Here is a 26573-nt window from a genome sequence, read left to right as displayed (position 1 = left end):
GGGGAGGGCCATTATGACTTCGGGTCCGGATGAGTCTGGCCGAGATTTCGCTGTGGTGCCTGCCGAGGTCGCTGACGCAGGCAAGTATGTGCAGCGGGTGGCTGAGTCCTTAGTGGACGGATTGAGATCCCTGGATTCCGATATCACCACTCTGCTGGAGTCGTGGAAGGGCATCTCTGCAGACGCGTACTCGGCGGGTTGGCTCGAAACCAAGCAAGGTGCGGACACGGTGTTGGCCGCGTTGGCAGCGATGGCAGACCTACTCGGCGTGACCAGCCAGGTCGTCGCCGACGAGGACTCCTTCCGCGCATCGGTCACAGCGTCGTTGACCAGTTCGCTCGACCTCCCGGAGCTGTGATGGTGGACAACGCCCAACCTTTCCGAGTAAAGCTGTCCGAACTCGAACAGATCAACGCACGCCTAGGTGCATTCGTCGGGTTTCTCAACGACAGCCTCGCCGGACTTCAGCAGCGCATCGACACGGTCCAGCAGAACTGGAACGGCGTGGCCGCCGACGCCCAAGCCGACGCGTTCCGCCAGTGGGTCACTGGTGCCACCGATGTCGCCGAAGGCATTCAGGCCATGCAGGAAGCCGCCCAAGCTGCCCACGACCGATACGCCGCGGCGATCGCCGCGAATCTTCAAATGCTCGGACGCGGGTGAGGCCCAACGCCGATGTCGGAACTTGTCGTGGATCCGCTGGTGTATTCGTCGGCGGCGGCCAGCCTCAACAGTTACGCTTGCACATTTCAAAAGATTTTCGCCGATCAGATGGCCGCTCTGCGCGGTACAGACGCTATGGGCGGCAACGTCGGGGCGTCCAAGGATTGGGCAACCTCATGCGACAAAACCGTCACCGAGGCTACGACCTTGACGCAGTCCCTCATCGAGGCGATGGGTAACTATGCCAACGTATTGCAGGCTTCCGGCTACAACTACGCCCTCGCCGATCATGAGGAAGGAAGCGGCCGCGCCGCACCGGTCGAACCGACACAGTTTCCTCCGGCCTGGGCCTCCTGCGTAGTTCCGCCTCCATCCGCCGGCGGCCCTGGCAGCGGACTCTTCGACGATGTCGGTTTCGCGGTTTCCGCACTGGAGAATTTCGGTGTATCGATCCCGGACGGTGAACCCGATAAACTGCAAAACGCCGCTGATGTCTGGTCGAGGTTCGCATCCGCTGATGGGGCGGGTAATCTTCCTGCTCTTCTCGAAGGTCTCGCAAACGATTTCGAAACCGAGACGGCGCCCGACTTGGAGTACGTCGACGAAGATATTCGTGAGATGAAGTCGTCGGCCGAAAGCATCCTCGGCCTTTATGCGGAGATCGCGCAATCCTGCCGTGACCACAAAGCGGCGATCGACAGCCTCCGTGAGAAACTCAAAGAACTCCTCAGGGAACTCGCCGAGGAGATCGCCCTCGAGATTGCGACAAGTGTTGCCTTCAGTATTGTCGCCGGAGCACTGACGGCAGGTTTCGGTGCTGCAGCGGTTGCTGCGGCGAAGGCAGGGAAGATCGCGCTCAAGGTGAAGAACTATGCTTCCCGAGTCGGGACCGTCCTCGCCGGCATCGGCTTCAAGGTACTGAAGGCTCTCGAGAAACTCCCTGTCAACATTCGGTCGGTCCTGCAACGGCTCCGGGAACTAGGCAAGAAGATCATCGGCGCGGGAACACCGAAGCGGCCGAATCACGTTCCCGAGGGATGGGAGGTCAGGCGAGCGGACAACGGAAAGGGTTGGGTCTGGCAGAAGCCGGGGTCCAAGGGGAATGCGAATATGTTCCGCGATGCGGAGCCGACCGCGCAATACCCGAACGGATATGTTCGATTCTACAATGAACACGGCCAACCAATCGGACTCGACGGAAAACCTGGAAGCAAAGCTGCAACCCACATACCGAAGAATCCGGACGGATCATTCCCGACGCCCCAAGGATGGTGAGAATGGAAATTTCATTGGTGGATCATCGCGTATCCGAAGTTCTGATAGGATATGCGGTGACAATTCGATTCGGTCCGAACTCGGAGTTTGAACTCCAAATCGAGGGCGACATCGAGTTCACCACTGCGGACGGCGTGACGTCGAGTGTGTCATCCGAGGACTACGAGAGTATCGCGACCGATCTGAAGGCGCTGGTCGGGAGTGCTGTCACGTCCTCCAGCGCTGAAGACGGGTCCGGTTTGACGGTTGTTCTCGAATCCGGAGCGAGAATTTACGTCCCGGTCGATGAAGAATACGAGGCATGGGGAGTCGTCGGGCCGGGTGGCTATCGCGTGATCTGTATGCCGGGCGGAGAACTGGCTATTTGGTCTGCGCGCGGGGCACACTGAGCCGACACGCTCGGTTCGCGACCACAGGTGACCGATCGACTGACATAAGGCTGCCGCGAAACGTTAGAAGACTTCCCTTGTGGGTATGGGCGCTCGCCGGCTCGCGCTGCGCTCGGTGGCAGTCTGTGCGCGTCTAGGGCATCGCTCATGCGACGTTCGCAGCTTTGGTCGTCGCCGGGCGCACCGAACTCGGCTCCAACAACGTCCTTTCGAGCGCGGCCGGCAGCGACCTCGACTACGGAGTCGAATGTTTGTACGAGCCTTCGATTACAGAGCCGGAAGGCGATATGTGCGCATCTCGGCAGACATGAAAAGTTGGGGCTGTCATCGCCATTCAGTGATTCGTACGCTTCGTGGCGACAGTGAAGGCGAGTGCCGGAGTTGGTCCTCGAATTCATGATGGCAGGAGAAAACATGACGAAGAAGATCGCGGCCACCATGCTGGTCACCGCCGCCCTGTCACTGCCGGTCGCGGCCACCGCGAGCGCCGAGCCGCTCAGTAGTGGCTCGTCCTCCGGCTCAGGCAAAACAGTGAACAATCTGATCTGCTCGATCCGTAGCTACCTCGGCATGGGCGGCTGCGTCTACCTTCCCTGACGCGTCGCGAGTGGCACATGGCTGTGGCGAAACGCGAGGAGACCTCTCGGTGGTGTGCCGCTCGCGGTCGTCGGGTGGCTGGTGGCGGGCGTCAGGGATCGGCGCGGGGTTCGCGTGGTCGGAGGTGGCGGGTCAGTGTCGTGAGCGCGTCGAGCACCTCGCGTAGGGCGGCCGGGTCGTTGTCGGCCAGTGCCGCTGCCACCGCGTCGTCCACTGGTGTTGCTCGTACTTCGGCGACTCGGGGTGAGGCCTGGTCGGCCGCGCGGACGAGGGTGCGGCGGCGGTCGCGTGGGTCGACCGTCGAGGTGACCGCACCGGCCTCCTTGAGTCTGGCTACGGCGGTGGATACCGCGCTTTGCGGTAATCCGGTGCGGGTGGCGATCTCGCCCACGGTGCTGTCCGGGTGCTCGAGGATGTCGCTCGACACGACGAGCACGGGGCGGTGTCCGCCGCTGAGTCCCGCCGTCGGCAACGCCTCCTCGCCGATCTTCATCAACGTCCGGCCCAACAGGAACAGTTCGACTCCGTCCACGACGGAGAACTTTACATCAATTCAGATGCATCAGACTTGATGTATCTGAATTGATGGATTAGCCTGTCTGCATGAACACGATTGCCACCGGCACTCTCGAAGTCCCCGGAGCCGACCTGTACTACGAAGTTCGCGGCAGCGGCTCGATGCTGCTGATCTCGCAGAGCGGCGAGGGGGACGCGCGGCGCAGCGAAGATCTGGTCCGCCATCTGGAGCGGCGCTTCACCGTCGTCACTTACGACCGGCGCGGACTGTCCCGCAGCGTCCTTCGCGATCCAAGCGCTCCCGCCTCGGTTGCGACGCACGCCGACGATGTCGACCGCCTGCTCTCGACGTTGACCGACGAGCCCGTGGCAATGCTCGGGTGCAGCATGGGCGCGGCCATCGGACTGCATCTGGCGGTCGAGCACCCGGACCGGTTGCACACTCTCATCGCGCACGAGCCCGTCACGCCGTGGCTGCTCGGCGCCGCCGACCGCGCCGCCCAAATGGGCGAACTCGAACACTGTGAGCAGGTGTTCGCCGAGCGCGGGTGGCAGGCGGCGCTCGCCCCGATGGTGCGGACGCTGGGGATCGATCCGGAGAGCCAGGATCGCGAACCCGGCGTCACCGCACCGCCGCTCGGCCCCGAGCGCGCCGCGAATTTCGAACATTTCCTCGGACACGACTTCGCCGCGATCCGCGCCGACCACCTCGACGTCGCGGCCTTGCGGCACTCGCCGGTACGCATCGTCCCGGCCTGCGGGCACACCACCCCTCAGCACGTCTTCGACTACAAGGCCGCCCACGAGTTGGCGGCGCTGCGCGGCGTGCCGGTGATGGGATTTCCCGGCGGACACAACGGAAATCTGACGCATCCGGCCGGATGGGCCGCGCGGGTCGGCGAAATCTTGTCAGACCACACGGTATTGGCGGGATAGAGCCTGGTCCGGCTCGCTACATCATTGCCGCAGACGGACTGATCCTGCGCCCAGGTTGGGGAAAATGCCCGTGCGCATGCCCGCTCAGCGGCCCAGCCTGCCGTACGGCACGAGATACCCGGGATCCGTTCGGCTTCGCCAACCGCGCTCACTCGGTTCCAGCGCCTGGCCGCTGGCAGCGGGGTCCTTCGGCCACGGCTCGCGTATGTGAATCTGGATATCGTCCTGAAGGATTCGCACCAACTCCATCGCGAAGCCCTCGGCCGTGCCGCTGCCCGACTTGGTGGGGTCGAGCGCCGCGGAGGTGCCGGCATCCGGCACTCCAATGCTCACCCATACTTTCGGCACCGGGCGACCGGACTGCTCGCCGAATCTCCGCCAGTCCTCGGTGTACTCGGTGCTGATCTGTACCGAGAACCCCACGGATTCTTCGATATCAGCGGCCAGCAACCGTGCGCCTCGCACTGCTTCGTCTATACCCATGCCCATCCTGCCATTCGTCCATAGGGCCGAACACTCCTCGAGAGAACACGCCCCCTTCGGATCGGCCATCTTCCGCCACGAGTGGCACAAGGCTGCGGCAAAATGCGAGAAGGGCTCTCGCTCATGTGCCACTCGTGAGCCGGAATAGTCGGAGAGGTTGCCAGTGCCGCTGTGGCTGCTGTTGAACCACTTCGACGCGGGTAGGTCGACGCTCGAGCTTCGTACTCCTCTGCCATCGCCGCCGGCAGCCGGGCGGCTCGGACTGCTTCGTCTATGTGCAGGATCTCATCGTGCGAGTGCTACGGAGTTCTCGCGATACGACAGCGGCCCGTACCTGAGAATGCATGTCCTGGTATGGGCCGCGTGTTGGCGAGCAGGAACCGTGCTCACTCTGGGAAATCGAACCCGCCATCGGTGATGGTTGCCGTGAAGGCGTCCCAGTCGGAGGGCGTGAAGATCAACGCTGGGCCGGTGGAGTTCTTGGAGTCACGGACACCGACCATGCCCCCGGTGAGATGTGCGACCTCGACGCAGTCTTTGCCAGTGCCGCTGCGACTGCTTTTGAACCACTTCGCCGTCGATAGGTCGGCACTCACGCTCCGTACTCCTCTGCAATTGCCACCAGCAGCGCCCGGGACTCGTCCTCGTTCAGTGCCGCACTCTCGACACTTGACCGCGCGGTCTGGTACTGATCGATCTCGTCGGGTTTGTCCAGGTACAGGGCCCCAGTGTAGCCCTCGACGTAGACCACGGGCGGCTCCGTCAACGACGGGTTCGGGTGTTCGGGAAACTCCAGCAATACAAAGGAACCTGCTTCCAATCCGAGGTAGGAACCGGCGTTCAGTGGAACGATTCGGATGGATACGTTCGGCAAGCGGCTCAGGTCCGCCAAATGACTGGACTGGCCTGCCATGACCGCAGTGCCGCCGATATGGTGGCGCAACGTTGCCTCGCTCAGTCTCACGTCCAGGCTGAATCGGTCGGGTGGTTCCTGAAGGCGCGCTTGTCGTTTGGTGAGCAACTCTATGTGCCGATCGATCGCGTCATCGGTCAACGCTGGGATGAAGGCTTTGGCGACGGCACGTCGGTAGTCGGCTGTCTGCACCAAACCTGGCAGCAACGTCAATTGAAACGACGTGACATGGCAGGCCGCCTGTTCGAGCACGACGAACAGGTCTGTGTTGGCAAACATCGCGTCGCTGTAGGACTGCCACCAGCCGGTCTTACGTGCCTCTTCCGCCAGCCAGAGCAGCGCCTGCCGGTCGTCGTCAATCGCGTCGTACACATCGCACAGTGCTCGGATCACCATCTTCTTGACCATGGCGACTTGGCCGTTCTCCAAGCGCCACAACGTTTGTGAACTCATCTCCGACAGCTTGGCCGCCTTGTCCCGGGTGAGTCCGGCGTGCTCGCGCAACTCGAGCAAGCGTCGAGCCAGCAGTCTGCGTGGCAGAGTCGTCGTCTGGGCTGCCATGCGAACCCCCACCTTTCGTTAGCAGTGCTACGTGATCATTCCAGTTGATCTGGAGTGAATCCATCTGAAGCCAATCATATTGTTATTACTCCATTTTCGAGCTTGATGGTGCTGTACTCGGTGTGCGGCAGGCGGCTGGGATGAGCGAGGTAGCCACGCCGGGGCCGCAAATCAGACGAATCGCTTCGAAGATATTGGGGGTATCCGATGAATACGCAGCTTGTGAATGTCGGGTCGGCTCTCCGCTCGACCGTGAGCGGGGAAGTGCCGAAAGCAATCGGGCTCGTTCGCAACGACGTGTCCGGCCCGGACGCAGCACGGCATGCCGATGCACTGCAGCGGCATGCTCTCGCGCTCGGCTACCGATACGTCTACACGGTTCGTCCACCGGTCGATGTCGATGATCCGATCGGGTACGTGCTCGCGATCGCGGGCGGGCTGGAGATCGAGGTGATCGTTGTTTTCGATCTCGAGCATGTGGACAACCGGCCCGCGTTGGTCTGTGACGCGGGGTTCGATCTGGAAACTGTTTGCCCGCAGTGCACTTGGGCGCGGTCGGCGCAGGCTGGGCCGAGGGTCGGAGCGGGGGCGGCGTGATGAATCGACACGTGATCGTCGTTCCGCCGCGCGCCTGCGCATCCGCTGATCCCGAGGTGGCGCACCAGCAGATGCGGCGGCATCGTGCCTGCCGGATCGAGCAGTGCGCCTGGAAGTGGGTCGCCTACTGCACGTTGGTGCAGAGCGGCCGGATGGTGCCGCAGCAGTTCAGCCCGCGAGAGCGGCTCATCGTCGCGGTATCGCCTTCCCCATCGACCACAGCGAGCGTGGACGGGCGCTCGAGGGGACGCCGGACGTGGTGACCTTTCAACAGGTGCTCGACGGGCTCGCGCGGCCGGCGCTGTCCACACCGGACGCAGACAACGGCTGCGCCGTGGAAGGCGAGCGGCCGTGGGCGTGTGGCACATAGTGCAGAGCGTTCTCGCCGTGGTCGGGGGTGGCGCGTTCGCCGCGGTCGGGATCGCGTGTGTCTGGCCGATCGCCCGGCCGCGCCGTCCCGGCCCCGCGCGCGGGGCCACCCGAGCCCGTTGTTCGTTGCGGTCGGTGACCTGGCCCGAGGCGTGGACGTGTAACCGGCCGGGGCGAACATTCACGCTCGCGGATGCTCATCGCGCGATGCAGTTGCATCGTGAACACGACTGTCCCCGCAAGCGCGCCGCCTTCGCGGCATTGGTCGCGGCCGGGCGGATGACGCCGGACTCCGCGCGACGACACCGGCTATGGGGGATGGTCCGAGGAATCCGACTGACGGCTTTTGGGGGCGCATGGTGGGGTGCCGAAGCGGGCATGGCGGGGTGCCGAAGCGCGCATGGCGGGCAGCTGTGGAGCGCGCATGGCGGGCGGAGAGACACGCTCCGGGTTCGGAACCGAGGAAGCCGGGCGATCGGAGCCGGTGATCGACGCGTGGCGTAGGCCACAGTGGTCCTGTGAAGGTCCTCACAGTTGGGAATTGCAGAGCCGGGGTATAGGGGCCGCTCGCCGATCGCTAACAGTACGAGCGTTACGCTAAAATCCCACGTCAGAGCTACCGGCCGGTAGATTGCACCACTGCAATTCGAGGGCAAATTTTGCAGACTTAGCAAAGAGGGCGGAAAACCTAGCTCAGATTCACACTAACAACAGGTAGACGCCTATTTCTTCATGTGCCATCGTGTGGAAGTACACCCCAAGGGCCTAGCAAGCCTGCAAATTGCCGCTCCAGCAGTACGAGCTGTTTCGTAGCTCGACCGGGCGGCAGCACCGAACGAGGAAGTGGAGTCACAGATGTCGACCACCGGCACCCCGAGGACCACCGCGGAAATCCAGAAGGATTGGGACACCAACCCGCGCTGGAAGGGCGTCACCCGTAACTACACCGCGGAGCAGGTGTCGAAGCTCCAGGGCACGGTCGTCGAGGAGGCCACCCTCGCCCGCCGCGGCTCGGAGATCCTGTGGGATCTCGTCAACAACGAGGACTACATCAACTCCCTCGGCGCTCTCACCGGCAACCAGGCGGTCCAGCAGGTCCGCGCCGGCCTGAAGGCCATCTACCTGTCGGGTTGGCAGGTCGCCGGTGACGCGAACCTGTCCGGCCACACCTACCCCGACCAGTCGCTGTACCCGGCCAACTCGGTTCCGTCCGTGGTCCGCCGCATCAACAACGCGCTGCTGCGCGCCGACGAGATCGCCAAGGTCGAGGGCGACACCTCGGTTCAGAACTGGCTGGCCCCGATCGTCGCCGACGCCGAGGCCGGCTTCGGTGGCGCGCTGAACGCCTACGAGCTGCAGAAGGCCATGATCGCCGCCGGCGCCGCCGGTGTGCACTGGGAGGACCAGCTGGCCTCCGAGAAGAAGTGCGGCCACCTGGGCGGCAAGGTGCTGATCCCCACCCAGCAGCACATCCGCACCCTGACCTCCGCGCGTCTGGCCGCCGACGTCGCCGACGTGCCGTCGGTGATCATCGCCCGCACCGACGCCGAGGCCGCCACCCTGATCACCTCGGACGTGGACGAGCGCGACCGTGAGTTCCTGGACGGCACCCGCACCCCCGAGGGCTTCTTCGGTGTGAAGAACGGCATCGAGCCCTGCATCGCGCGTGCCAAGGCCTACGCCCCCTACGCCGACCTCATCTGGATGGAGACCGGCGTGCCGGACCTCGAGGTCGCGCGCAAGTTCGCCGAGGCCGTCCGTGGCGAGTTCCCGGACCAGCTGCTGGCCTACAACTGCTCGCCGTCCTTCAACTGGAAGGCGCACCTGGACGACGCGACCATCGCGAAGTTCCAGCGTGAGCTCGGCGCGATGGGCTTCAAGTTCCAGTTCATCACCCTGGCCGGCTTCCACTCGCTCAACTACGGCATGTTCGACCTGGCCTACGGCTACGCCCGCGAGGGCATGACCGCCTTCGTCGACCTGCAGGAGCGCGAGTTCAAGGCCGCCGCCGAGCGTGGCTTCACGGCCATCAAGCACCAGCGTGAGGTCGGCGCGGGCTACTTCGACACCATCGCCACCACCGTGGACCCGAACACCTCCACCGCGGCGCTCAAGGGCTCCACCGAAGAGGGCCAGTTCCACTGAGCCGTTCGAAAAACACAACTGGTGCTCGCCAAGGGAAGTGAGGTTCCCGACGTGAAAACCGACAATCCTCTACTCCGGTAGGGGTGTACTGCCCTCCCCGCTGAACAGCCCCGGCGGGGAGGGCATCCCTATACCTTGGACCATCGAAGGGCGCGCTCACACCGGAGCGACACCTTCGCAGACCAGCCACCCCAGAGCCAGACAACCCAGCAGGAGCGGGACGTGAGCAGCGAAAAGATCCAACGCGTCGGTGTCATCGGCGCCGGCCAGATGGGCGCCGGAATCGCGGAGGTGTGTGCCAGGGCGCACGTCGACGTACTGGTGTACGAGCAGACCCGGGAACTGGCCGCGGCGGGCCGCGCGCGCATCCTGCGGTCCCTCGATCGCGGCGTGAGCAGCGGCAAGATCACCGAGCGCGAACGCGAGCAGGCCGCCTGGCGGCTGCGGTTCACCTCCGACCTCGGCGACTTCGCCGACCGTCAGCTGGCGGTCGAGGCGGTGCTCGAGGACGAGAAGGTGAAGACGAGCATCTTCGCCGAGCTCGACAAGGTCGTCACCGACCCTTCGGCCGTACTGGCCTCCAACACCTCCTCCATCCCGATCATGAAGATCGCGGTCGCCACGGCGAACCCCGAGCGCGTGGTCGGCATGCACTTCTTCAACCCCGTCCCGGTGCTGCCGCTGGTCGAGCTGGTCACCACGCTCAAGACCAGTGAGTCGGTCTCCGCGCGGGCCGAGGCGTTCGCGGGCGACGTGCTCGGCAAGCAGGTCGTGCGTTCGGCCGACCGCTCCGGTTTCGTGGTCAACGCGCTGCTGGTGCCGTACCTGCTGTCGGCGATCCGGATGGTCGAGTCCGGCTTCGCCACCAAGGAGGACGTCGACAAGGCGATGGTGCTCGGCTGCGCCCACCCGATGGGCCCGCTGGCGCTGACCGACCTGGTCGGCCTGGACACCGTGAAGTCCATCGCCGACTCGATGTACGGCGAGTTCAAGGAGCCGCTGTACTCGGCACCGCCGCTGCTGATGCGCATGGTCGAGGCGGGACTGCTCGGCAAGAAGACCGGCGCGGGTTTCTACCAATACAACAATCGCTAGATCTCTGAAGTCTCGCGTCCGAGCGTCCGTTGCCCGCGCCCGTGGCGAAGGCGCAACGGACACTCGGACGTGATACGGGCCGCGACCGGTAGGAAACGGCACCGGCGAACCTCGACGCGGAGTCGACCAGAAATCGGTGTCGCCGGGCCGTTGACGGCAATCGGCATAAGCTGCACAACAGCCGGGCCATGGTGACGGCTCGGCTGGGTATCCGGAGCGCAGCGCCGGGGTCGATCCGTCGATCCCGGCAAGGGCCGCGCAGGTGATCGAAAGAAGGTATCCCGCTCATGGTGAACGTGACCGACGGCTACGGGTCGAGCATCCTCGGCTATCCCAGGATCGGGCCGCACCGCGAACTCAAGCGGGCCCTCGAGGCCTACTGGCACGGTTCGCTCGACCGCGAGAAGTTGCTCGCGGTCGGCCGTGAGATCCAGGAGACCCAGTTCAACGAGCTGGCCGCCACCGGACTGACCCAGGTGCCGGGCAATACCTTCTCGTTCTACGACCACGTGCTCGACAACGCGCTGTTGTTCGGCGCGGTGCCCAAGCGGTTTGAGCCGTATCGCGAGGGCCTGCATCCGCTGGACTTCTACTTTCTTATGGCGCGCGGCCGTCCGGACCTGCCGCCGCTCGAGCTGGTCCGGTTCCTGGGTACTAACTACCACTACCGCCAGCCGGAAATGGACGCCGACACCGAGTTCTCGCTGCACCCCGAGGCGCTGCTCGACGAATTCGACCGCGCGAAGGCGGTCGACATCGAACTGCGGCCGGTGGTCCTCGGCCCGGTGTCGCTGCTGCTGCTGTCCAAGGCCGGGCACATCCCCGGCGAGTCGGGCGGATTCGACACGCTGAGCCTGCTGGACAAGCTGCTGCCGGTCTACGAGGAACTGTTCGAGATCCTCGCCAAGCGCGGCGCCACCTGTGTGCAGCTGGACGAGCCCGCGTTCACCAGCGAGCGCACGCCCGCGGAACTGGCCGCGTTCGAATCGGCCTATCACCGGTTGGGCAGGGCCCCGCTGCGTCCGCGCATCCTGGTCACCGGACAGTACGGCGATTTCGGTGAGGCGCTGGCCATTCTCGCGAGCACGAACATCGAGGCGATCGGCCTCGACCTCGCCAGTCACCGGATGCGCCCGGAGGATCTGGCCGAGGTGCCCGGCATCCGCCGCAAGCGCTTGTACGCGGGCGTGATCAGCGGCCGCAACGTGTGGCGCGCCGACCGCTACGTCACGCTGGAATACCTGAACGAACTGGCGCAGGTGTGCCCGGACCTGGTCGTCTCGACCGGGACCACGCTGCTGCACGTGCCCTACGACCTGCTGGTCGAATACGACATCGAGGGGCACGTCGCCGATCGGCTCGCGTTCGCGAAACAGAAGGTGGGCGAGGTGGTCTCGCTCGCCAAGGCGCTCACCGAAGGCCCGTCGGACAAATGGCGCAAGCGGCCGACCGAGGTGCACTTCAAGCAGAAGCACGCGGTGCGGCAGCGGGTCTACGCGATCACCTCGGACATGCGCTCGCGGGAGCCCTACGAGGTGCGCCGGGAAGCCCAGCAGCGCAAGCTGAACCTGCCTCCGGTGCCCGCGACCACGCTCGGCTCCTTTCCGCAGACCGCCCGGATTCGCCAGGCGCGTTACGAGCTCGGCGAGGGCCGGTTGTCCTACGAGGAGTACCGCAAGCGGATCGAAGCCGAGATCGAGGCGACGATCCGGTTGCAGGAGGACATCGGCCTGGATGTGCTGGTGCACGGCGAGCACGAGCGCAACGACATGATCCAGTATTTCGCCGAGCTGCTCGACGGTTTCGCGACCACCCGCTTCGGCTGGGTGCAGGTGTACGGATCACGCTGTGTGCGGCCGCCGATCATCTACGGCGACGTGTCGCGCCCGGCGCCGATGTCGGTGGAGTGGATCACCTACGCGCAGTCGCTCACCGACCGGCCGGTCAAGGGCATGGTGACCGGGCCGGTCACCATGATCGCCCGCTCGTTCGTCCGGCAGGACCAGCCGCTGCACGAGACCGCCGACCAGGTGGCGCTGGCCATCCGCGACGAAGTGGTGGACCTGGAGAAGGCGGGCATCGCGATCATCCAGGTCGACGAGCCCGCGATCCGGGAGATGCTGCCGTTGCGCCCGGAGGGGCGCGCCGAGTACCTGCGCTGGGCGATCGGCGCGTTTCGTCTGGCCACCTCGGGGGTGCAGGCGGAAACGCAGATCCACACGCACATCGGGTATTCCGGCCGCGCCGAGGTGGTCGAGGCGATCGAAGAACTCGACGCCGACGTCACCGCCATCGTCGCGACGCGCTCGATCGAATGGGTGCTGCGTGCGTTGAAGGAGGACTGCGCGTCCGGGCACGGGCTCAGCCACGGCGTCGGCCCCGGCGTGTACGAGAGCCGGTCCGCGCGTATCCCGGACATCGACGAGCTGGACGAATTGCTCACGGCGGCAGCCGAAGCGGTGACGCCGCAGCGGTTGTGGGCGAATCCGGACGGCGGCCTGAAGACCCGGCACTACTGGCAGCTCGAGCCGTCGCTGCGCAACTTGGTCGCGGCGGCGCGCCGCATCCGCAGACGGGTGGAGTCTGCCGAGTGAGCTGAGGCAGAACGCGCCGAGGGCCGTCTTCGTTCGATCGAACGGGGCGGCCCTCGGTGTTTTCCGAGAGTTATTTCAGTACAGTTCGTACTGTATCGTTGAACTATGGACACCGACAACGGCTGGCCGGACTCACTGCGCGTCGCGCAGGTCCGGATCGCCCGCCCCACCGACCGGCTCGAGGAAGTGGTGCGGTTCTACGTCGACGGGCTCGGCCTGCGCGAGCTCTACCGATTCCGCGACCACGCGGGCTACGACGGCGTGATGCTCGGATTGCCCGGGGCCGGATACCACCTGGAATTCACCACGCATGTGGACGGCAGCCCCGGCGATGCGCCGAGCCGGGAGAACCTGTTGGTGCTCTACTTCACAAGCGAGTCGCACATGTACGACGTGGCGCAGCGGCTCGGTGAGTTCGGCGTCGAGCCGGTGCCCGCCGAGAATCCGTTCTGGGCGGCCAACGGCGGCTTGACCTTTCCCGATCCGGACGGTTGGCGCGTCGTGCTGATGCCGCGACCGGTCTTCTGATGGCGGGACGAACCCGCGACGACCGCATCGACGCCGCGGTGCTCGCCGCCGCGCGGGAACTGCTCGACGAGGTGGGATACGCGGACCTGTCCATCGGGCAGGTCGCGGCCCGTGCGGGTCTGCACCGTCCCGCGATCTACCGCAGATGGCCGTCGAAGCGGCACCTGGTGGTCGACGTCGTCGCCGAAATGCTCGGCTTGCGACCGACCCCGGACACCGGCGACCTGCGCGCCGACCTGAACCGCGCCATGCGGGATCTGGTTGCGGCACTGCGTGATACGTCGCTGCACCGGGTGTTGCCCGCGCTGGTCGCGGACCTGGCGGGTGACGAGCGGTTGCGCGCCCACTTCCTGGCCACCGTCTTCGAACCGCGGCGGCGGACCACGGCGACGGCGCTGCGCTCGGCCATCGCCCGCGGCGAAGTGGACCCGGGCATCGATCCGGATTTCGTGCTGGACGCGGTCGCCGCGCCGATCTATTACCGGGCGTTGTTCGGACACCTACCGCTGACCGATGAACTCGCCGAACAGTCGGTCACGGCGGTGCTGCGCGCGATCACTCGTTGACGGCAGGCAGCGCGCTGAGCGTCGCGAGCACCTCGGTCGCGGCATTGGCCACCGCTTCGACCTCGGCCATCGCCAGCGCGGCCGCCGTGGCGGCCCGCACGCGCGGCAGTAGTGCCAAGCAGGCCGCCGCGGCGGTACGGTCGGCCGGGGCGAGCTCGGCGTCGTCCTCGGCGGCGGATTGCCATGCCGCGGTGGCGATCACCTCGTGCAACCAGTTGAGCAGCTCCAAGCGCAGCGGTTGCGGATCGCGCAGCCAGGCGCGGACATAGGTCACGTCGGTGCGCTCGTGCAACAGGGCGCCGAGCACGACTTCGGCGGCGGGCGCGGTCACCGAGTAGATCGAACCCTGGTGCAGCACCGCGGAGTACAGGAAGACGATGCCGCGCGCCTGGTCCTCGACAGCCGCGCTGATCAGGTCGGCGAGCATGGCGGGGGCATCGCTCGCGGATCCGTGGGCGTGCGCCAGCCCGGCCCAGTCCGTCTCGCGCAGCACGGTCGCCGCGCGTTCGTGGTAGATCGGCGCGAGCGCGGCCGCCGCCCGGACGCGAGCTTCCGCGTCCGTCGAATCGAGTGCGCGCTGGAAGGCCGCCAGCGCCACGTCCGGCTCGCCGAGTTGTTCGCTGAACACCCCGATATCGAAACTGGCCCGCGCGGCCACCGCGGGATCGTCCGAACCGGCCAAGGACCGGCTCACCTCCCTGGCCCCCGGCAGATCGCCCGCCTCGCTCAGATGCTGGACGAGATCGCCCGCGACAATGAGCGACTGGTCCTCCGGCCAGCCGTCGATGACGGCGCGGTAGGCGGCCTTCACGCCGTCCAGGTCGTCCTCGGAGCGCAGAAGGTAGGCCAGGTTGGATAAGGCGAGCCGGGCGATGTCGCCGGGGCCCGCGTCGATCGCGTGCTGGTAGGCCGTGCGCGCCGAATCCGAGTCCCCGCGCTTGGCGCGCGAGTAGCCGAGATTGATCCACGCCCGCGGCGCCGCGTCGGGATGGCCGGATTCGGCGGCGCGCTCGTACATCGCCTCGGCTGCCGCCGTGTCGCCGCGCTCGGCCAGCAGCAGGCCCAGGTTGTAGGCCGCGCGCGGCCCGGCGTCCTCATGGCCGGAATCGACCGCGACGTGGTAGGCGCCTTCCGCGGCCGGTTTGTCACCCGCCGCGCTCAGCAGTCCGCCCAGCTCCGCGGCGGCCAGCGGCGCCCAGTTCGGATGGCCGGAGGCGATGGCGATCTGGAACGCCTCGCGCGCGGCCGCCACGTCGTTGCGCCTGCGGTGCATCTTGCCGAGGTCGAAGGCCAGGTCCGGCGGCCGCTTCAGCATTGTTCCCATTCCAGCCTCGGCACCGAGTGGTGCGGATCCTTTTCCGAGAGTTCTACATCGGCGCGCGATTCATGGCTACCCGTGGCGTGGGATAGGCCCGGTGCGAGACGGTTCAGTCGTGGCCGATCTCGGTGGCCAACGTGCGCAATCCGGCGATCAGCTCGTCGGGCGACGGCGCGTGGTCGGGATCGACCAGCCACTGGGCCATGAGACCGCCGATCAACGCGTGCAGCACCGCGCCCACGGCGCGGTCGGCCTCCGCGCCGCGGCTCGGGCCGAACAACTGCCAGAGCTGCTGGCGCGCGTGTTCCTCCGCGGTCGCCAGCTCCGCGCGTACCTCGGGGGAGTGCAGCGCCTGCGCGAGGCCTTCGATATTCGCCGACCAGAGCGGCCGGTCCTCGGTGAACGACGCGATGAGCTTGCGCCAGAAGACTTCCAGGCGCGCCGCGGGCGTAACGAGGTCGTCCTGCGGCAATGCCTCGGCGATTCGCTGCACCGCCTCCGCGCTCGATTCGATCATCGCCTGGTTGAGCAGCTTGTCCCGGGTGCCGAAGTGATAGTTGATCGCGGCCAGGTTGCTGCCGGAGGCGGCGACTATCTCGCGCACGGTCGTGCGTGCGTAGCCGCGCTCGGCCAAGCATTGCTTGGCCGCGGCGAGCAGGTCTTCGCGGGTTCCCACTCCAGCACCTTAGCAAGGGGCCATACGCGTGTTTATAACGTACGTTTCAAACAAATGTATGTGACAAGCGTTTTAAACGTACGTATGGTGGGGTTCGTCCGCACGAGAAGGAACGAGATGATGACCGATCACCGCCCCCTGTCCCCCTTCGAAAGCAGCTACTTCGGCTCCGACACGAGAATCGGCAGCATCCCGGTGGGTGGCATGCCGCTGTTCATCGGTTCGACCGTGCAAGGCGTCCTCGACGTGTCCGCGCTGCGCCGCGCCCTCGCCGAACTGGCGGCCGCGCACCCACTACTGCGCAGCCAGATGATCGACGCCGAAGGCGCGAAATGCTTCCGGCGCGACGAGTCCTATCGGCCGCGCTTGACGATCACCGAGGGCGGCGAGCCGGAGTACCTGGAATTGGTGAACACCCCCCAGGACTGGACCGGCGGGTTGTTCCACGCGCATCTCCTGCGCGACAGCGACCACGATCGGATCGTGCTGGTCGTCCACCACGGAATCGCCGACGGCAGATCCGCTTTCGCGCTGCTCGCCGAGCTGTGGGAGCGCTACACCGCGCAGGTGACGGGCGCGCCTGCGCCACAGGCGAATCCGGACCAACGCCTGCCCGAGGCAATGGACACCAGGCTGGCGCGGATCGTCTCCGACGAGGAGGTCGGGGGCCTGCTCGACCTGATGAGCGCTGGCGCGGCCATGATGAGCCCGGATCTCGCGCCGCGGCACTTGCCCGAGCTCGGCGACGGCGCGCACCGGCCGAACCGGTTGACCCTGGACCGGATCGAACTCGACGACACCGAGACCGCCGCGGTGATCGCCGCCGCCCGCGCCCACGGTGTCTCGGTGAACAGCTTGGTCACCGGAGCTGCGCTCGCCGCCTTCCGCGCGGAGCTGGAGCCGCCTGCGGGAGCACTGCCGATGATCTGCGGCCATGCGGTCGACATCCGCGCGGACCTCGTCCCGCCGCTGCCCGTCAGCACCGTGCTCAACTGCGTGTCGGGAGTGGGCACCTACGCGCTCGTAGAACCGGAAGCCGATCCGATCGCGCTGGCGCACACGGTGGCATCGGGCATGCGCGCCTCGGCCGAGCGCAGAGAAGCACTGCTGGTGCTGCTCGCCGCCCAGCGGGTCACCGACCCCGTGACCGCCGCGCTGTTCTCCTCGCCGAACACCTTCGCCATCTCCAATATCGGTCGCCTGCCCGCGTTTTCGACCCCGCCGGGACTGCGGCTCGTCCGCAACGACGTCTTCGCGATGACGGTGGGCATGCCGCCGAAGCTGACGGTGTTCACGGTCGGCGACCGGATGACCATCCAGGTGGAGTACGACACCGCACGGCACAGCCGGTCGCAGCTGGGCGCGGTGAGCCAGGCGCTGACCCGGACGTTGGCCGCCGTTCGCGCCGCCTAGCCACGCGCCGTCGCCGGTTCCGTCCGACGGCCTGCCAGTGGAGATGCCACGACGCAAGCGGGATGGGGCGGGTTCGAACTCGACAGGCCGGCGACGCCCGCGATCGGCTCCGGTCGCGGTCTCACTCCGCGGGCGGCTCGTGACGGCCTGCCAGGCGAGTGGTCAACTTCCTGGCCAACTTCCGGCGGCGCTTGGGTGAGCCGGTCCGGCGATCGATGTCGGCCTCTACGTCGGCCGGGACGTCATAGCGGCGGATGTAGGCGCCGGAGAACGCCTGCACCGTCGCGGTGACCGGAATGGCGAGCAACGCGCCCGTGGCGCCGAGCAGCGCCGCGCCCGCCAGCACCGCGCCGAAGGCCACGGCGGGGTGCATGTCCAGGGTGGTCGCGGTGATGCGCGGTTGCAGTACGTAGTTCTCGAACTGCTGGTAGAGCACGATGAAGCCGAGGATCCACAGCGCCGTGCTCGGCCCGTGCACCAGACCGACGATCACCGGAAGCGCACCGGCGAGGTACGTGCCGACGGTGGGAATGAACTGCGAGACCACACCGACCCACAGCGCGAGGGCGAACGCCGACGGCACGTCCAGCAGCCGCAGCATGACGTAGTGCGCGAGTGTCGAAGCGAGCGCGAGCAGTGCGCGCGAGTAGATGTAGCCGCCGGTCTTGTCCACCGCGATGTCCCAGGCGCGCAACACATGCCGCTGGCGGCGCGGCGGCAGGAGCGAGCAGACGGCGGTGCGGATCCGGGGGCCGTCGGCGGCGAAGTAGTAGGTGAACAGCAGGATGCCGAGGATCTGGAAGAGCGCGCCGATCGCGGCCGTGCCGATGCCCCAGACGTTGCCCGCCAATCCGGTGAGGTAGCCCTCCAGGGTCGAGCTCCAGTCGGTGGCGTACTTCTGGATGTCCGTACTGGACAGGTCCTTGTGGAAGGTGTGGTTGATCCAGTCCACGCCGCGGTCGGCGTATTCGGGGGCGTGCTGCACCAACGTGGTGACCTGCTCGACCAGCAGCGCTCCGAGCGTCCAGAAGAAGCCGACGACGAGGGCGGTCAGGACGAGGAACACCAATCCGGTCGCCGGACCACGCCGCATGCCGCGCCGCGCCAGCCAGTTCACCGCCGGTTCGATCGCGAAGGCGAGAAACAGCGAGACGAGCAGAATCGTCAGCAGACTCCGCAGTCGCTCGAGCACCCAGAAGGCCGCCAGCAACCCGGTGACCGTCGCCGCGGCGAGCAGGAACGCGCGCGGCAGCCACGGCGGCATGCCGCGTGCGGCGATGGCCGGTTCTGGCGTCTCGTCTTCGTCCTCCGCAGGCACAAGGCCAAGGTACCCACGCGACGACCGGTTCGCGCACGACACCGCGCGGCCGCACCGGTGGAGCGAGCGGGCTCACATGGTGGAGACGTCGATGACGAACCGGTAGCGCACGTCGCTGGCCACCACCCGGTCATAGGCGCCGTCGATCTCGTCGGCGGCGATCAGCTCGATCTCGGCGCCGATGCCGTGCTCGGCGCAGAAGTTCAGCATCTCCTGGGTCTGTGCGATGCCGCCGATCATCGAGCCCGCCAGGGAGCGGCGGTACCCGGCGAGGTTGAGCGCCTTGACGCTCAGGGGCTTCTCGGGCAGGCCGAGGACCACCAGGGTGCCGTCCAGGTTCAGCAGGCGCAGATAGTCGTCCATGGGCAGGTTCGCCGACACCGTGTTGAGGATCAGGTCGAACCGGCCGCGCAGCTCGCGGAAGGTCTGTTTGTCGCTGGTCGCGTAGTAGTTGGTGGCGCCGAAGAGCTTGCCGTCGTCCTGTTTGCTCAGCGAGTGGCTCAGCACCGTGACCTCGGCGCCCATCGCGGCCGCGAGTTTGACCCCGACGTGGCCGAGTCCGCCCATGCCGATGATCGCGACCTTCTTGCCCGGCCCAGCGCCCCAGTGCCGCAGCGGCGAGTACAGCGTGACGCCCGCGCACAGCAGCGGCGCCGCGACGTCCAGGCCGATCCCTTCGGGGATGGCGACCACGAAGTTCTCGGTCACCACGATCTGCGTGGCGTACCCGCCGAGCGTGTGTCCGCCGGGCTCGACCGCTGGATCGACCGGGGTGTTGTAGGTCATGGTCGCGCCCGCGGTGCAGTACTGCTCCTCGTCGGCGAGACAGGGCGCGCAGACCCCACAGGAATCGACCATGCAGCCGACGCCGACGCGGTCGCCGACCCGGTGCTTGGTGACCGCGGATCCGACCGCGGCGACCACGCCCGCGATCTCGTGGCCCGGCACGCAGGGGTAGCGGGTTCTGCCCCACTCGTTGCGGGCGGTGTGGATGTCGGAGTGGCAGATTCCCGCGAACTTGATGTCGATCAGCACGTCGCGCGGACCCAGGCCCCTGCGGTGGATCGTGACCTTCTCGAACGAGCCATCGGCGGTGGACAGGGCATAGGCGGCGGCAGTACTCATGAGGACATGCCTACCGTCGCATGGGTGCGGTTGCCAACTTTGACACGGAAAAGGCGCGCTCACGAGCTATTTTTCCGGCGGGCTGCACGGTTCGATGATCTTCGGCGGCGCGCACCGGCGACAATGGATTCGGGAGGTTCGGCCGAGGCGGGAGAGCCATGGACGAAAAACGGCAGCAATGGATCGGGGCGCGTCGCGCGCCCGGTGGTGGTCGGGTGTTCGTGCTGGTCGTCACCCTCATGCTCGTGGTCGCCGCGTTCCTCGGGTATCGCGGCGATCTCCCGGACCGCGACCGGCCCGGCCCCGCCGGGACGGCGGCCTCGGTCGCGTTCGTCCCGCCCGAGCCGCTCGACGCGGGACTCGTCACCGCGGCGGTGCGCCCGGCGCTGGTCAACATCAACGCCTCGGCCGAGCGATCCGGGCCAGGTGCCGCGGGCTCCGGCATCGTCCTCACCGCCGACGGCGAGGTGCTCACCAGCCACCACGTGGTCAAGGGCGCGGACACCGTGACCGTCACCGACGTGGGCAACGGCAAGGTCTACGACGCGGCAGTGCTCGGCTACGACGCCGACGCCGACATCGCCCTGCTGGACTTGGCCGCGGCCAACGCGCTGCCGACCGCGACCATCGGCAGTTCGGCCGGGTTGCGGCTGCGTGAGGAGCTCCTGGCGATCGGCAACGCGGGCGGGACCGGCGGCACGCCCACCGCGGTGCACGGCCCGCTCACCGACCTGGACAGCGCGATCGTGGCGATCAACGCCGCCGATCTGTCGCGCAAGGCGCTCAACGGGATGCTCGAGGTGGCGGCGGCGGTCACGCCGGGACAGTCCGGCGGAGCCCTGGTCGATCACAAGGCGTCCGTCGTCGGCGTCATCGCGGCGGCGTCGGGCGACGGGGCGCGCACGGCCGACCATCCGGCCAACGGCTACGCGGTGCCGATCGATGCCGCGATGCGAGTGGTCCAGCAGATTCGCTCCGGCACCCCGACCGACACCGTGCACATCGGCCCGACGGCCACGCTCGGCGTGCTCGTCTCCAACGCGCTTCCGGCCGGTACCGGAGCGCGCGTGGACATGGCGATCTACGGCATGCCCGCCTATACCGCCGGTCTGGCCGCCGGGGACGTGATCACCTCGCTCGACGACCACGCCGTCAGCAACGCGCAGTCGCTGCGCATCGCGCTGAACAGGCGCAAGCCCAACGAGACCGTCCGATTGGGCGTCACCGGCGCGAGCGGCGCGCGCACGGTGCCGGTGGCGCTGGTCGCGGGCCCGCCGAACTGATTCGGATCAGACCAGCGACAGCCAGTAGTCCTGGAAGCGCAGGAACACCAGCAGCAGCACGACCGCGTAGAACAGCGCGACGATCGTCCAGCGCCACTCGGCGAGCACCCCCAGCGGACCGCGCGAGCGCCCCCACAGCTGATCGGTGCACACCGCGAGCAGCGGCGTGATGATCGCCCACACCACCATGCAGTACGGGCACAGCGCGTTGATCCGGTACAGGCTCTGGAAGATCAGCCAGCAGATGAAGCCGACCCCGAGCAGGGTGCCCAGCCACAGCCCGCCCCAGACCCAGCGCGGGAAGCCGACCCCGGCTACCGACAGCACGCCGAGCGTGACGACGACCGAGAACCCGACGATGCCGATCAGCGGGTTCGGGAACCCGAAAACCGCGGCCTGATCGGTCACCATCACCGACCCGCAGGACAGGATCGGGTTGATGCTGCACGACGGCGTGTAGCCGGGATCGGTGAACAGCTTGAACCGTTCCACGGTCAGCGCCACGGCGGCCAGCCAACCGGCCAGCCCGCCGATCAACAGGACCCACGCGGCCCGGGGCCCCGCGGTGATCACTGGCCCGCGGCGGCGCTGATCACGGGTGCGAGACCGCCTGCGCCGAAGACCTGCTGGCTGGACTCGACCTTCTTGCCGTTGACGAACACCGACGGGGTCGACTGGATACCGCTGTCCAGCACTTCCTTGGTGCGGGCCTGGACGTACTTGTCGTACTTGTGGTCGGTGATGCACTGGGCGATCGCGTCGTCGGTGTAACCGGCGCTCTTGGCGATCTGGACCAGCTGATCGTCGGTCAGGCCCGCGCCGCCCTCCGGGGGCTGCTGGGCGAACATCGTCTTCAGCCAGGCCTGGTACTTCGACGGGTCGGCCTCCGCGACGCAGTAGGCGGCGTTGGCCGCGCGCGAGGAGTAGCGCGTGGTGGACGCCTTGTCCAGGAAGGCGATGATGTTGTACTCGACCACCGCGGTGCCGTTGGCCACCGCTTCCTCGAGCACCTGCCCATTGGCCGCCTCGAAGGCCTTGCACGCGGGGCACTGGAGGTCGGCGACGACCCGCACGGTGACCTTCGCGTCCGGCTTGCCGACGCGGACGGCGCCGTTGTCGGTGATCGAGGCGGGCACGGGGCCCGCGTTCGCGGTGCCGGTCGCGGCGATGGACGGAGCGGGCCCGGGATCGTCCTTGTGGGCCTTCTTCACCGCGATGCCGATGCCGATCGCCGCGATCAGCGCGACGAGCACGGCGGCGACGCCCACCTGGATCAAGATCTTGCGGTTGCGGTCGGCGCGTTCCGCCGCCAGCAGCGGGTTCGACTTCCCACCCTGGTTCTTGCTCACCGTGCGTTCACCACGCCTTTCGCTCGCCGGACGGTTTCTGCCGCCACGATCGTAGATCCGCCGACCATCTCCCCGCGTGATCGGCCCACAGCCGCCATCATCGTCGGCTTACCTGAGAGATTCCGTAAAACAGGGCGTAGCGGCGCTTCGGGAGGCGCTGATACCGGCCGGGCCGCTGGTCCGCTGACGCTATGCCCGCGCCAGCCGCCGCTTCTGCTGTTCGACGTCGAAGGTCGCCGGGGGCCAGTCGAGGTCGAGCCGCTCCAGGGCCGCGATCAGCAACTCGGTGACGGCGAGGCGGGAGAACCACTTGCGGTCGGCGGGCACCACATGCCAGGGCGCGTACTCGGTGGACGTGCGGTCCAGCACCGCCTGGTACGCGTCCTGGTAAGCGGGCCAGAACGCGCGCTCGTCGATGTCGGACGGGTTGAACTTCCAGAATTTGTCCGTGCGTTCCAGCCGCTCGGCCAGGCGCCGCTTCTGTTCGTCGAGCGAGACGAACATGGCCACCTTCACCAGCGAGGTGCCCTCGTCCACCAATTCCTGCTCGAACGCGTTGATCTCGTCGTAGCGCGGCTCCCACACCGTCGGCGGCACCAGATTGTGTACCCGCACCACGAGCACGTCCTCGTAATGCGAGCGATCGAACACACCGAGCTGACCCGCGCGCGGCAGTGCCTTCCGGATGCGCCACAGATAGTGATGGCGGCTCTCCTCCGGCGTCGGCACCCCGAACGCGGCGTGGTCCACGCCCTGCGGATCGACCGATCCGATGACGTGCCGGACGATGCCGCCCTTGCCCGCTGTGTCCATGCCTTGCAGGATCAGCAGCACGTTGCGCCGGTCGCCGCCGGCCCGGCCGTTGGCGTACAGCTTCTCCTGCAGATCCGACAGCACCTGGGCGCGTTCGGCGAGCAAGGGCACGCCCGCCTTCTTGCCGCCGGTGAACCCCGGCGTCCCGGAGGTGTCCAGCTCGGCTACGCGCAAGCCATCGGCTCGCATGGCCTCGGTGGGCGGCACCGTCCACAATTTCGGCATGGCTCCAACCTAACCGCGCGGCGGTTCGGCCACGTCACACTTGCGCGAGCCGCAGTAACTGGGTGGCGAATTCCTCGTCCGCCACCGGGGTGAGGATGAGATCGTGCGCGGTGGTGAGCAAGTAGCGACCGTCGCCGGTGAAGTCCAGCCAGGTGCGATGGCGGGTGGGCGGGGACATCGGGTTCTCCGGCTCCACCGTGACGGTGATGAAGCCACGCCCGTCCACCGGCTTACGCAGGGTTTGGCGGAACTTCGCCGCGCCGCGGTGACCGTTGGTGACGAACGGCTCGGTGCGATCCGGATTCAGCACCGCGTCCTGCGGCTCCCGCATCGGGGCGAGCTTGCCCGGTCGCGCCGAGCCGATGATCTGCACCAAGCGTTCACCCACGGCACGGGCGTGGCACATCTGTACGGTCACCCGGTCCGGCGTGGCGACCAGGATGCCCGCGTGGTTGTGCACCACCGCGGCGAACGCGAGGATCCGTTCGGTCTCGGACCCGCTGCCGTTGCGCGAGAGCGCCGAACGCTCGCCCGAGACGGTGATGGTGGTCGCGTCGTTGCGCGCGCAGAGCACCAGCGCGGCGGCGAGATCAGGATCGGCTTGGCGGGCGAAGCGCTGCGGCAGATGGAGGGCGTGGTACTCCGACTCGGTCCGCGCGGTGGCCGAAGGGACCATGTTGACCGGGTAGGGCCTACGGTCCAGGCTCGTTTCGTTCGTCCAGACATGCGTGAACTCGTCCGGGGTGAGCACCCATTTCACCGTGCGCCGCCTCCGCGCGCGGAATCCGGATCGCCGGGTGCGTTGTCGGCCGCCGAACCTTCCTGCGGCCGGGGGAATCGGGGAACGCGGTCGCCGGTGGCGGGCATCGTCGGGGTGTAGACGTAAGTCATCGTGTCCCGGACATCCGCTTCGATGTCTGCCGCCGCACTATCGTGTTCCATCCTACGTTTTCCACCGTAAACCGCTTCCGCGGCCGGGTCCGCCAGCGGCCGATACCGCTGCGGCGGCGCGATCGCGCCCCGGACCGTCTGCGCGGCATCGCTATTCAACTCCATCAGCCGAGCGACCGCCCGGCACACGTCGTGCGTATCCCCACCCGCGCGGACGAACTGCCTGGTCGCGCTCACCGCGGCGTCGGCTGCCCGGCCCGACCAGCGCGCGAATTCGCGGTTGGTGGCATCGGAGAAGGCTTGGAACGCTTCGGCCACCGCGGTCGCGTTGGCCTGCCATGCCGCGGCGATCCGGCCCAATGCCGCCGGGTCGAGCGCTTCGTGCACCAGCTCCCAGATCTGCTGGTGGGTGTAGGCGCCGAACAGTTCCCGATCCGGCGCGTAGGCGGGATCGGTTGCGTCGTCGGTGAATCCGGCCAGTTCCTGCCGGATGCCGTCGGCGGCGGCGCGTGCCGTGGAGTCTGCCATCCGTCGTCCCCCTCAGTCGGTCCCGGCGCGCGGGTGCGCGCTCAACGGGGCTCCAGATAGTCGGCGACCAGCCGCAGTGCGGCCTGATTCGCCGCCTCGGCGTCGGCCAGCCGATTGGCCGCGGCGAGATACGCGGCCTTGAACAGCAGCGCCGTTTCCTGGAACGCGGCCAGGGTGTCCAGGTATTGCCTTCCCTTGGCGGAGAACCCGCGGGTGAGGCCGTGCCCGGTTGGCAGATCGGGGAAGCCGGTCACCTCGGTGACGAGGTGTTCGCCCGCCATCGCGCGGCCCAGATCGTCGACCAGTTGGTCGCACGCGGCGGCGAGATTCTCCGCGACCGCCGTGTCCAGCTCGAACCTTTCGCTCCCGCCCGCGCCGATGGCCGCCGCGTACAGCTCGCGCGCCGTCCCCTGTCCGGTATCGGGTACCGCCACGTGGAAGCCCCCTTCCGCTCGGTCCTGTTCGTACCGCGCTGTACTGGATTCGCACTTTACCGGGCGGTTCAGCGCGGCGGACCGCCTCGGTACGGGCTTGTGTGAAGGCCGCTGCGCACGTCTCCGCCGTTGTTACACTGACCAGCGGTCCGAGGGGCGGTGTGGGGAAGGCGACCGGTGGCCGGAATCGATGGCGTAGTCCCGAAGTATCTGCAGATCTCGGGGCATCTGCGGGATCTGATCGAGCGCGGGGAGTTGGCTCCCGGCGCCGAGGTGCCGTCCGAGCGCGAACTCGCCGCCCGCTGGAAGGTCGCCCGGCCCACCGCCGCCAAGGCGCTGAACACGCTGCGGCAGCAGGGAATCGTCACGTCACGTCGTGGGTCGGGCACCTACGTGGCCGAACGCTCGGCGCTGATGCGCGAGAGCGCGCCCCGATACGGCCCGTCCGCGTCCCAGCCCGATCCGGTGACCGTGCTGGGAGCTGAAATGGTGGAAGGACCGCAGGAGGTCACCGAATCGCTCGGTCTCCCAACGGCGAGTCCGGTGATCAGTGTGAAGTTGTTGTACGAGAACGGCTCCGGGGCAGTTCGGCTGGTCACATGCTGGTATCCCGGTGAATTCGCCGCAGCCGCCACGCTGGTGCACGGGACGGCGCCCGTGCCGGGCGGAGTCGTGCGGTGTCTGGAGGCCGTGATCGGCCGCGCCGCCGCAGTCGTGCGCGAGAGCGTCGGCGCCCGGCTGGCCACGGATGACGAACGCCGCCGTCTCGCGCTCCCGCATCCGGCGGCGGTGCTGGTCGTGCACCGCATCGGTCTGGACGTCCGAGGCGTCGCGCTGGAGTACCGCCAGAGCGTCCACCCGCCCGGCCGCCCGATCATGGAGTACGAGTATTCGGCCAGGTCAGCGACCGATTTCCGCCGTTGACACCCCTGTGCCGCAACTGGCATAGTCCACTTGTCGGAAGTATCGAAGG

Annotated in this window: 30 protein-coding genes; 16 read left to right on the top strand and 14 right to left on the bottom strand. The window is 67.3% G+C overall.

Features of this window, described 5'->3' with window-relative positions:
* Positions 1 to 13 precede the first annotated feature (13 nt).
* The 5 genes from ACIA5H_RS29385 to ACIA5H_RS29365 all read left to right on the top strand — a co-directional run bounded on the left by ACIA5H_RS29385 (position 14) and on the right by ACIA5H_RS29365 (position 2924).
* Complete coding sequence (locus ACIA5H_RS29385) at positions 14 to 358, top strand: WXG100 family type VII secretion target (protein ID WP_397078760.1); 345 nt, start codon at positions 14 to 16, stop codon at positions 356 to 358.
* Positions 358 to 663: a WXG100 family type VII secretion target gene (locus tag ACIA5H_RS29380; RefSeq protein WP_397078758.1), complete on the top strand. Its 306-nt coding sequence runs from the start codon at positions 358 to 360 to the stop codon at positions 661 to 663. Before ACIA5H_RS29385 ends, ACIA5H_RS29380 begins: the two co-directional genes overlap by 1 nt.
* Before the next feature lie 27 nt (positions 664 to 690).
* Positions 691 to 1938, top strand: coding sequence for a hypothetical protein (locus ACIA5H_RS29375; protein WP_397078756.1), 1248 nt, complete (start codon positions 691 to 693; stop codon positions 1936 to 1938).
* A gap of 2 nt (positions 1939 to 1940) precedes the next feature.
* Positions 1941 to 2327, top strand: coding sequence for a DUF6188 family protein (locus tag ACIA5H_RS29370; RefSeq protein ID WP_397078754.1), 387 nt, complete (start codon positions 1941 to 1943; stop codon positions 2325 to 2327).
* Between the two features lie 414 nt (positions 2328 to 2741).
* Positions 2742 to 2924: a hypothetical protein gene (locus ACIA5H_RS29365; protein ID WP_397078752.1), complete on the top strand. Its 183-nt coding sequence runs from the start codon at positions 2742 to 2744 to the stop codon at positions 2922 to 2924.
* Between the two features lie 91 nt (positions 2925 to 3015).
* On the opposite strand, the gene ACIA5H_RS29360 is transcribed toward ACIA5H_RS29365, so the two are convergent.
* The gene (locus ACIA5H_RS29360) at positions 3016 to 3456 is read right to left on the bottom strand and encodes a MarR family winged helix-turn-helix transcriptional regulator (protein WP_397078750.1); all 441 of its coding nucleotides are present in this window, start codon (positions 3454 to 3456) and stop codon (positions 3016 to 3018) included.
* Positions 3457 to 3527: 71 nt separating this feature from the next.
* Between ACIA5H_RS29360 and ACIA5H_RS29355 the strand changes: the two genes are divergently transcribed.
* On the top strand, positions 3528 to 4376 hold the full coding sequence (locus ACIA5H_RS29355; RefSeq protein ID WP_397078748.1) for an alpha/beta hydrolase: 849 nt from the start codon (positions 3528 to 3530) through the stop codon (positions 4374 to 4376).
* A gap of 84 nt (positions 4377 to 4460) precedes the next feature.
* On the opposite strand, the gene ACIA5H_RS29350 is transcribed toward ACIA5H_RS29355, so the two are convergent.
* The 3 genes from ACIA5H_RS29350 to ACIA5H_RS29340 all read right to left on the bottom strand — a co-directional run bounded on the left by ACIA5H_RS29350 (position 4461) and on the right by ACIA5H_RS29340 (position 6333).
* The gene (locus ACIA5H_RS29350; protein ID WP_397078746.1) at positions 4461 to 4859 is read right to left on the bottom strand and encodes a hypothetical protein; all 399 of its coding nucleotides are present in this window, start codon (positions 4857 to 4859) and stop codon (positions 4461 to 4463) included.
* A 386-nt stretch (positions 4860 to 5245) separates the two neighbouring features.
* Positions 5246 to 5455: a DUF397 domain-containing protein gene (locus tag ACIA5H_RS29345; RefSeq protein ID WP_397078744.1), complete on the bottom strand. Its 210-nt coding sequence runs from the start codon at positions 5453 to 5455 to the stop codon at positions 5246 to 5248.
* Positions 5452 to 6333: a helix-turn-helix domain-containing protein gene (locus ACIA5H_RS29340; RefSeq protein WP_397078742.1), complete on the bottom strand. Its 882-nt coding sequence runs from the start codon at positions 6331 to 6333 to the stop codon at positions 5452 to 5454. Before ACIA5H_RS29340 ends, ACIA5H_RS29345 begins: the two co-directional genes overlap by 4 nt.
* Before the next feature lie 264 nt (positions 6334 to 6597).
* Here ACIA5H_RS29340 and ACIA5H_RS29335 point away from each other — a divergent pair, with 264 nt between their 5' ends.
* The 7 genes from ACIA5H_RS29335 to ACIA5H_RS29305 all read left to right on the top strand — a co-directional run bounded on the left by ACIA5H_RS29335 (position 6598) and on the right by ACIA5H_RS29305 (position 14227).
* Positions 6598 to 6930: a hypothetical protein gene (locus ACIA5H_RS29335; RefSeq protein ID WP_379254049.1), complete on the top strand. Its 333-nt coding sequence runs from the start codon at positions 6598 to 6600 to the stop codon at positions 6928 to 6930.
* Positions 6930 to 7193: a hypothetical protein gene (locus ACIA5H_RS29330; RefSeq protein WP_397078740.1), complete on the top strand. Its 264-nt coding sequence runs from the start codon at positions 6930 to 6932 to the stop codon at positions 7191 to 7193. The genes ACIA5H_RS29335 and ACIA5H_RS29330 overlap by 1 nt, the downstream gene beginning before the upstream one ends.
* 961 nt (positions 7194 to 8154) lie before the next feature.
* The gene (gene aceA, locus ACIA5H_RS29325) at positions 8155 to 9444 is read left to right on the top strand and encodes an isocitrate lyase (protein WP_355071838.1); all 1290 of its coding nucleotides are present in this window, start codon (positions 8155 to 8157) and stop codon (positions 9442 to 9444) included.
* A gap of 222 nt (positions 9445 to 9666) precedes the next feature.
* Positions 9667 to 10539: a 3-hydroxybutyryl-CoA dehydrogenase gene (locus tag ACIA5H_RS29320; RefSeq protein WP_355071840.1), complete on the top strand. Its 873-nt coding sequence runs from the start codon at positions 9667 to 9669 to the stop codon at positions 10537 to 10539.
* A gap of 287 nt (positions 10540 to 10826) precedes the next feature.
* Complete coding sequence (gene metE / locus ACIA5H_RS29315; protein ID WP_379254047.1) at positions 10827 to 13133, top strand: 5-methyltetrahydropteroyltriglutamate--homocysteine S-methyltransferase; 2307 nt, start codon at positions 10827 to 10829, stop codon at positions 13131 to 13133.
* A gap of 105 nt (positions 13134 to 13238) precedes the next feature.
* A complete protein-coding gene (locus tag ACIA5H_RS29310) occupies positions 13239 to 13661 on the top strand; it encodes a VOC family protein (protein WP_379254046.1) in 423 nt (140 codons plus the stop codon).
* Entirely contained in the window at positions 13661 to 14227 is a 567-nt protein-coding gene (locus ACIA5H_RS29305) for a TetR/AcrR family transcriptional regulator (protein WP_355071845.1), read from the top strand. The genes ACIA5H_RS29310 and ACIA5H_RS29305 overlap by 1 nt, the downstream gene beginning before the upstream one ends.
* Here the strand turns inward: ACIA5H_RS29305 and ACIA5H_RS29300 are convergent.
* Positions 14217 to 15542 carry a tetratricopeptide repeat protein gene (locus ACIA5H_RS29300; RefSeq protein ID WP_364424386.1) on the bottom strand — a complete coding sequence of 442 codons (1326 nt, stop codon included), beginning with the start codon at positions 15540 to 15542 and terminating at the stop codon, positions 14217 to 14219. The two genes, ACIA5H_RS29305 and ACIA5H_RS29300, sit on opposite strands and share 11 nt — an antisense overlap.
* Positions 15543 to 15654: 112 nt before the next feature.
* Positions 15655 to 16221 (bottom strand): TetR/AcrR family transcriptional regulator, encoded by a 567-nt coding sequence (locus tag ACIA5H_RS29295; protein WP_397078735.1) that lies wholly within the window; start codon positions 16219 to 16221, stop codon positions 15655 to 15657.
* Between the two features lie 117 nt (positions 16222 to 16338).
* On the opposite strand from ACIA5H_RS29295, the gene ACIA5H_RS29290 reads away from it, so the two are divergent.
* Positions 16339 to 17634, top strand: coding sequence for a hypothetical protein (locus tag ACIA5H_RS29290; RefSeq protein ID WP_397078733.1), 1296 nt, complete (start codon positions 16339 to 16341; stop codon positions 17632 to 17634).
* A 121-nt stretch (positions 17635 to 17755) separates the two neighbouring features.
* Here ACIA5H_RS29290 and ACIA5H_RS29285 read toward each other — a convergent pair whose 3' ends face one another.
* Together ACIA5H_RS29285 and ACIA5H_RS29280 are read right to left on the bottom strand one after the other, a co-directional pair.
* Positions 17756 to 18952 carry an AI-2E family transporter gene (locus ACIA5H_RS29285; RefSeq protein WP_397078731.1) on the bottom strand — a complete coding sequence of 399 codons (1197 nt, stop codon included), beginning with the start codon at positions 18950 to 18952 and terminating at the stop codon, positions 17756 to 17758.
* A gap of 72 nt (positions 18953 to 19024) precedes the next feature.
* Positions 19025 to 20077 carry an NAD(P)-dependent alcohol dehydrogenase gene (locus tag ACIA5H_RS29280; RefSeq protein WP_397078729.1) on the bottom strand — a complete coding sequence of 351 codons (1053 nt, stop codon included), beginning with the start codon at positions 20075 to 20077 and terminating at the stop codon, positions 19025 to 19027.
* A 158-nt stretch (positions 20078 to 20235) separates the two neighbouring features.
* On the opposite strand from ACIA5H_RS29280, the gene ACIA5H_RS29275 reads away from it, so the two are divergent.
* A complete protein-coding gene (locus tag ACIA5H_RS29275) occupies positions 20236 to 21360 on the top strand; it encodes a S1C family serine protease (protein ID WP_397078727.1) in 1125 nt (374 codons plus the stop codon).
* Between the two features lie 6 nt (positions 21361 to 21366).
* Here the strand turns inward: ACIA5H_RS29275 and ACIA5H_RS29270 are convergent, their stop codons facing one another.
* The 6 genes from ACIA5H_RS29270 to ACIA5H_RS29245 all read right to left on the bottom strand — a co-directional run bounded on the left by ACIA5H_RS29270 (position 21367) and on the right by ACIA5H_RS29245 (position 25600).
* On the bottom strand, positions 21367 to 21933 hold the full coding sequence (locus ACIA5H_RS29270) for a vitamin K epoxide reductase family protein (RefSeq protein WP_379254040.1): 567 nt from the start codon (positions 21931 to 21933) through the stop codon (positions 21367 to 21369).
* A complete protein-coding gene (locus ACIA5H_RS29265) occupies positions 21930 to 22709 on the bottom strand; it encodes a thioredoxin domain-containing protein (protein ID WP_356962631.1) in 780 nt (259 codons plus the stop codon). Before ACIA5H_RS29265 ends, ACIA5H_RS29270 begins: the two co-directional genes overlap by 4 nt.
* Positions 22710 to 22898: 189 nt before the next feature.
* A complete protein-coding gene (locus ACIA5H_RS29260; RefSeq protein WP_355071859.1) occupies positions 22899 to 23747 on the bottom strand; it encodes a polyphosphate kinase 2 family protein in 849 nt (282 codons plus the stop codon).
* Positions 23748 to 23781: 34 nt separating this feature from the next.
* Positions 23782 to 24507 (bottom strand): ESX secretion-associated protein EspG, encoded by a 726-nt coding sequence (locus tag ACIA5H_RS29255; RefSeq protein WP_355071861.1) that lies wholly within the window; start codon positions 24505 to 24507, stop codon positions 23782 to 23784.
* A complete protein-coding gene (locus ACIA5H_RS29250) occupies positions 24504 to 25166 on the bottom strand; it encodes a hypothetical protein (RefSeq protein WP_355071862.1) in 663 nt (220 codons plus the stop codon). Before ACIA5H_RS29250 ends, ACIA5H_RS29255 begins: the two co-directional genes overlap by 4 nt.
* Positions 25167 to 25207: 41 nt before the next feature.
* Complete coding sequence (locus ACIA5H_RS29245) at positions 25208 to 25600, bottom strand: hypothetical protein (protein ID WP_355071864.1); 393 nt, start codon at positions 25598 to 25600, stop codon at positions 25208 to 25210.
* 177 nt (positions 25601 to 25777) lie between these two features.
* On the opposite strand from ACIA5H_RS29245, the gene ACIA5H_RS29240 reads away from it, so the two are divergent.
* Positions 25778 to 26524, top strand: a complete 747-nt coding sequence (locus tag ACIA5H_RS29240; RefSeq protein WP_379254039.1) for a GntR family transcriptional regulator — start codon at positions 25778 to 25780, stop codon at positions 26522 to 26524.
* Positions 26525 to 26573: the final 49 nt, after the last annotated feature.

The sequence above is a fragment of the Nocardia sp. NPDC051900 genome (assembly GCF_044452545.1).
In the GTDB taxonomy this organism is placed as follows: Bacteria; Actinomycetota; Actinomycetes; order Mycobacteriales; family Mycobacteriaceae; genus Nocardia; species Nocardia sichangensis.
This window is presented reverse-complemented; position numbering and strand designations above follow the sequence as displayed.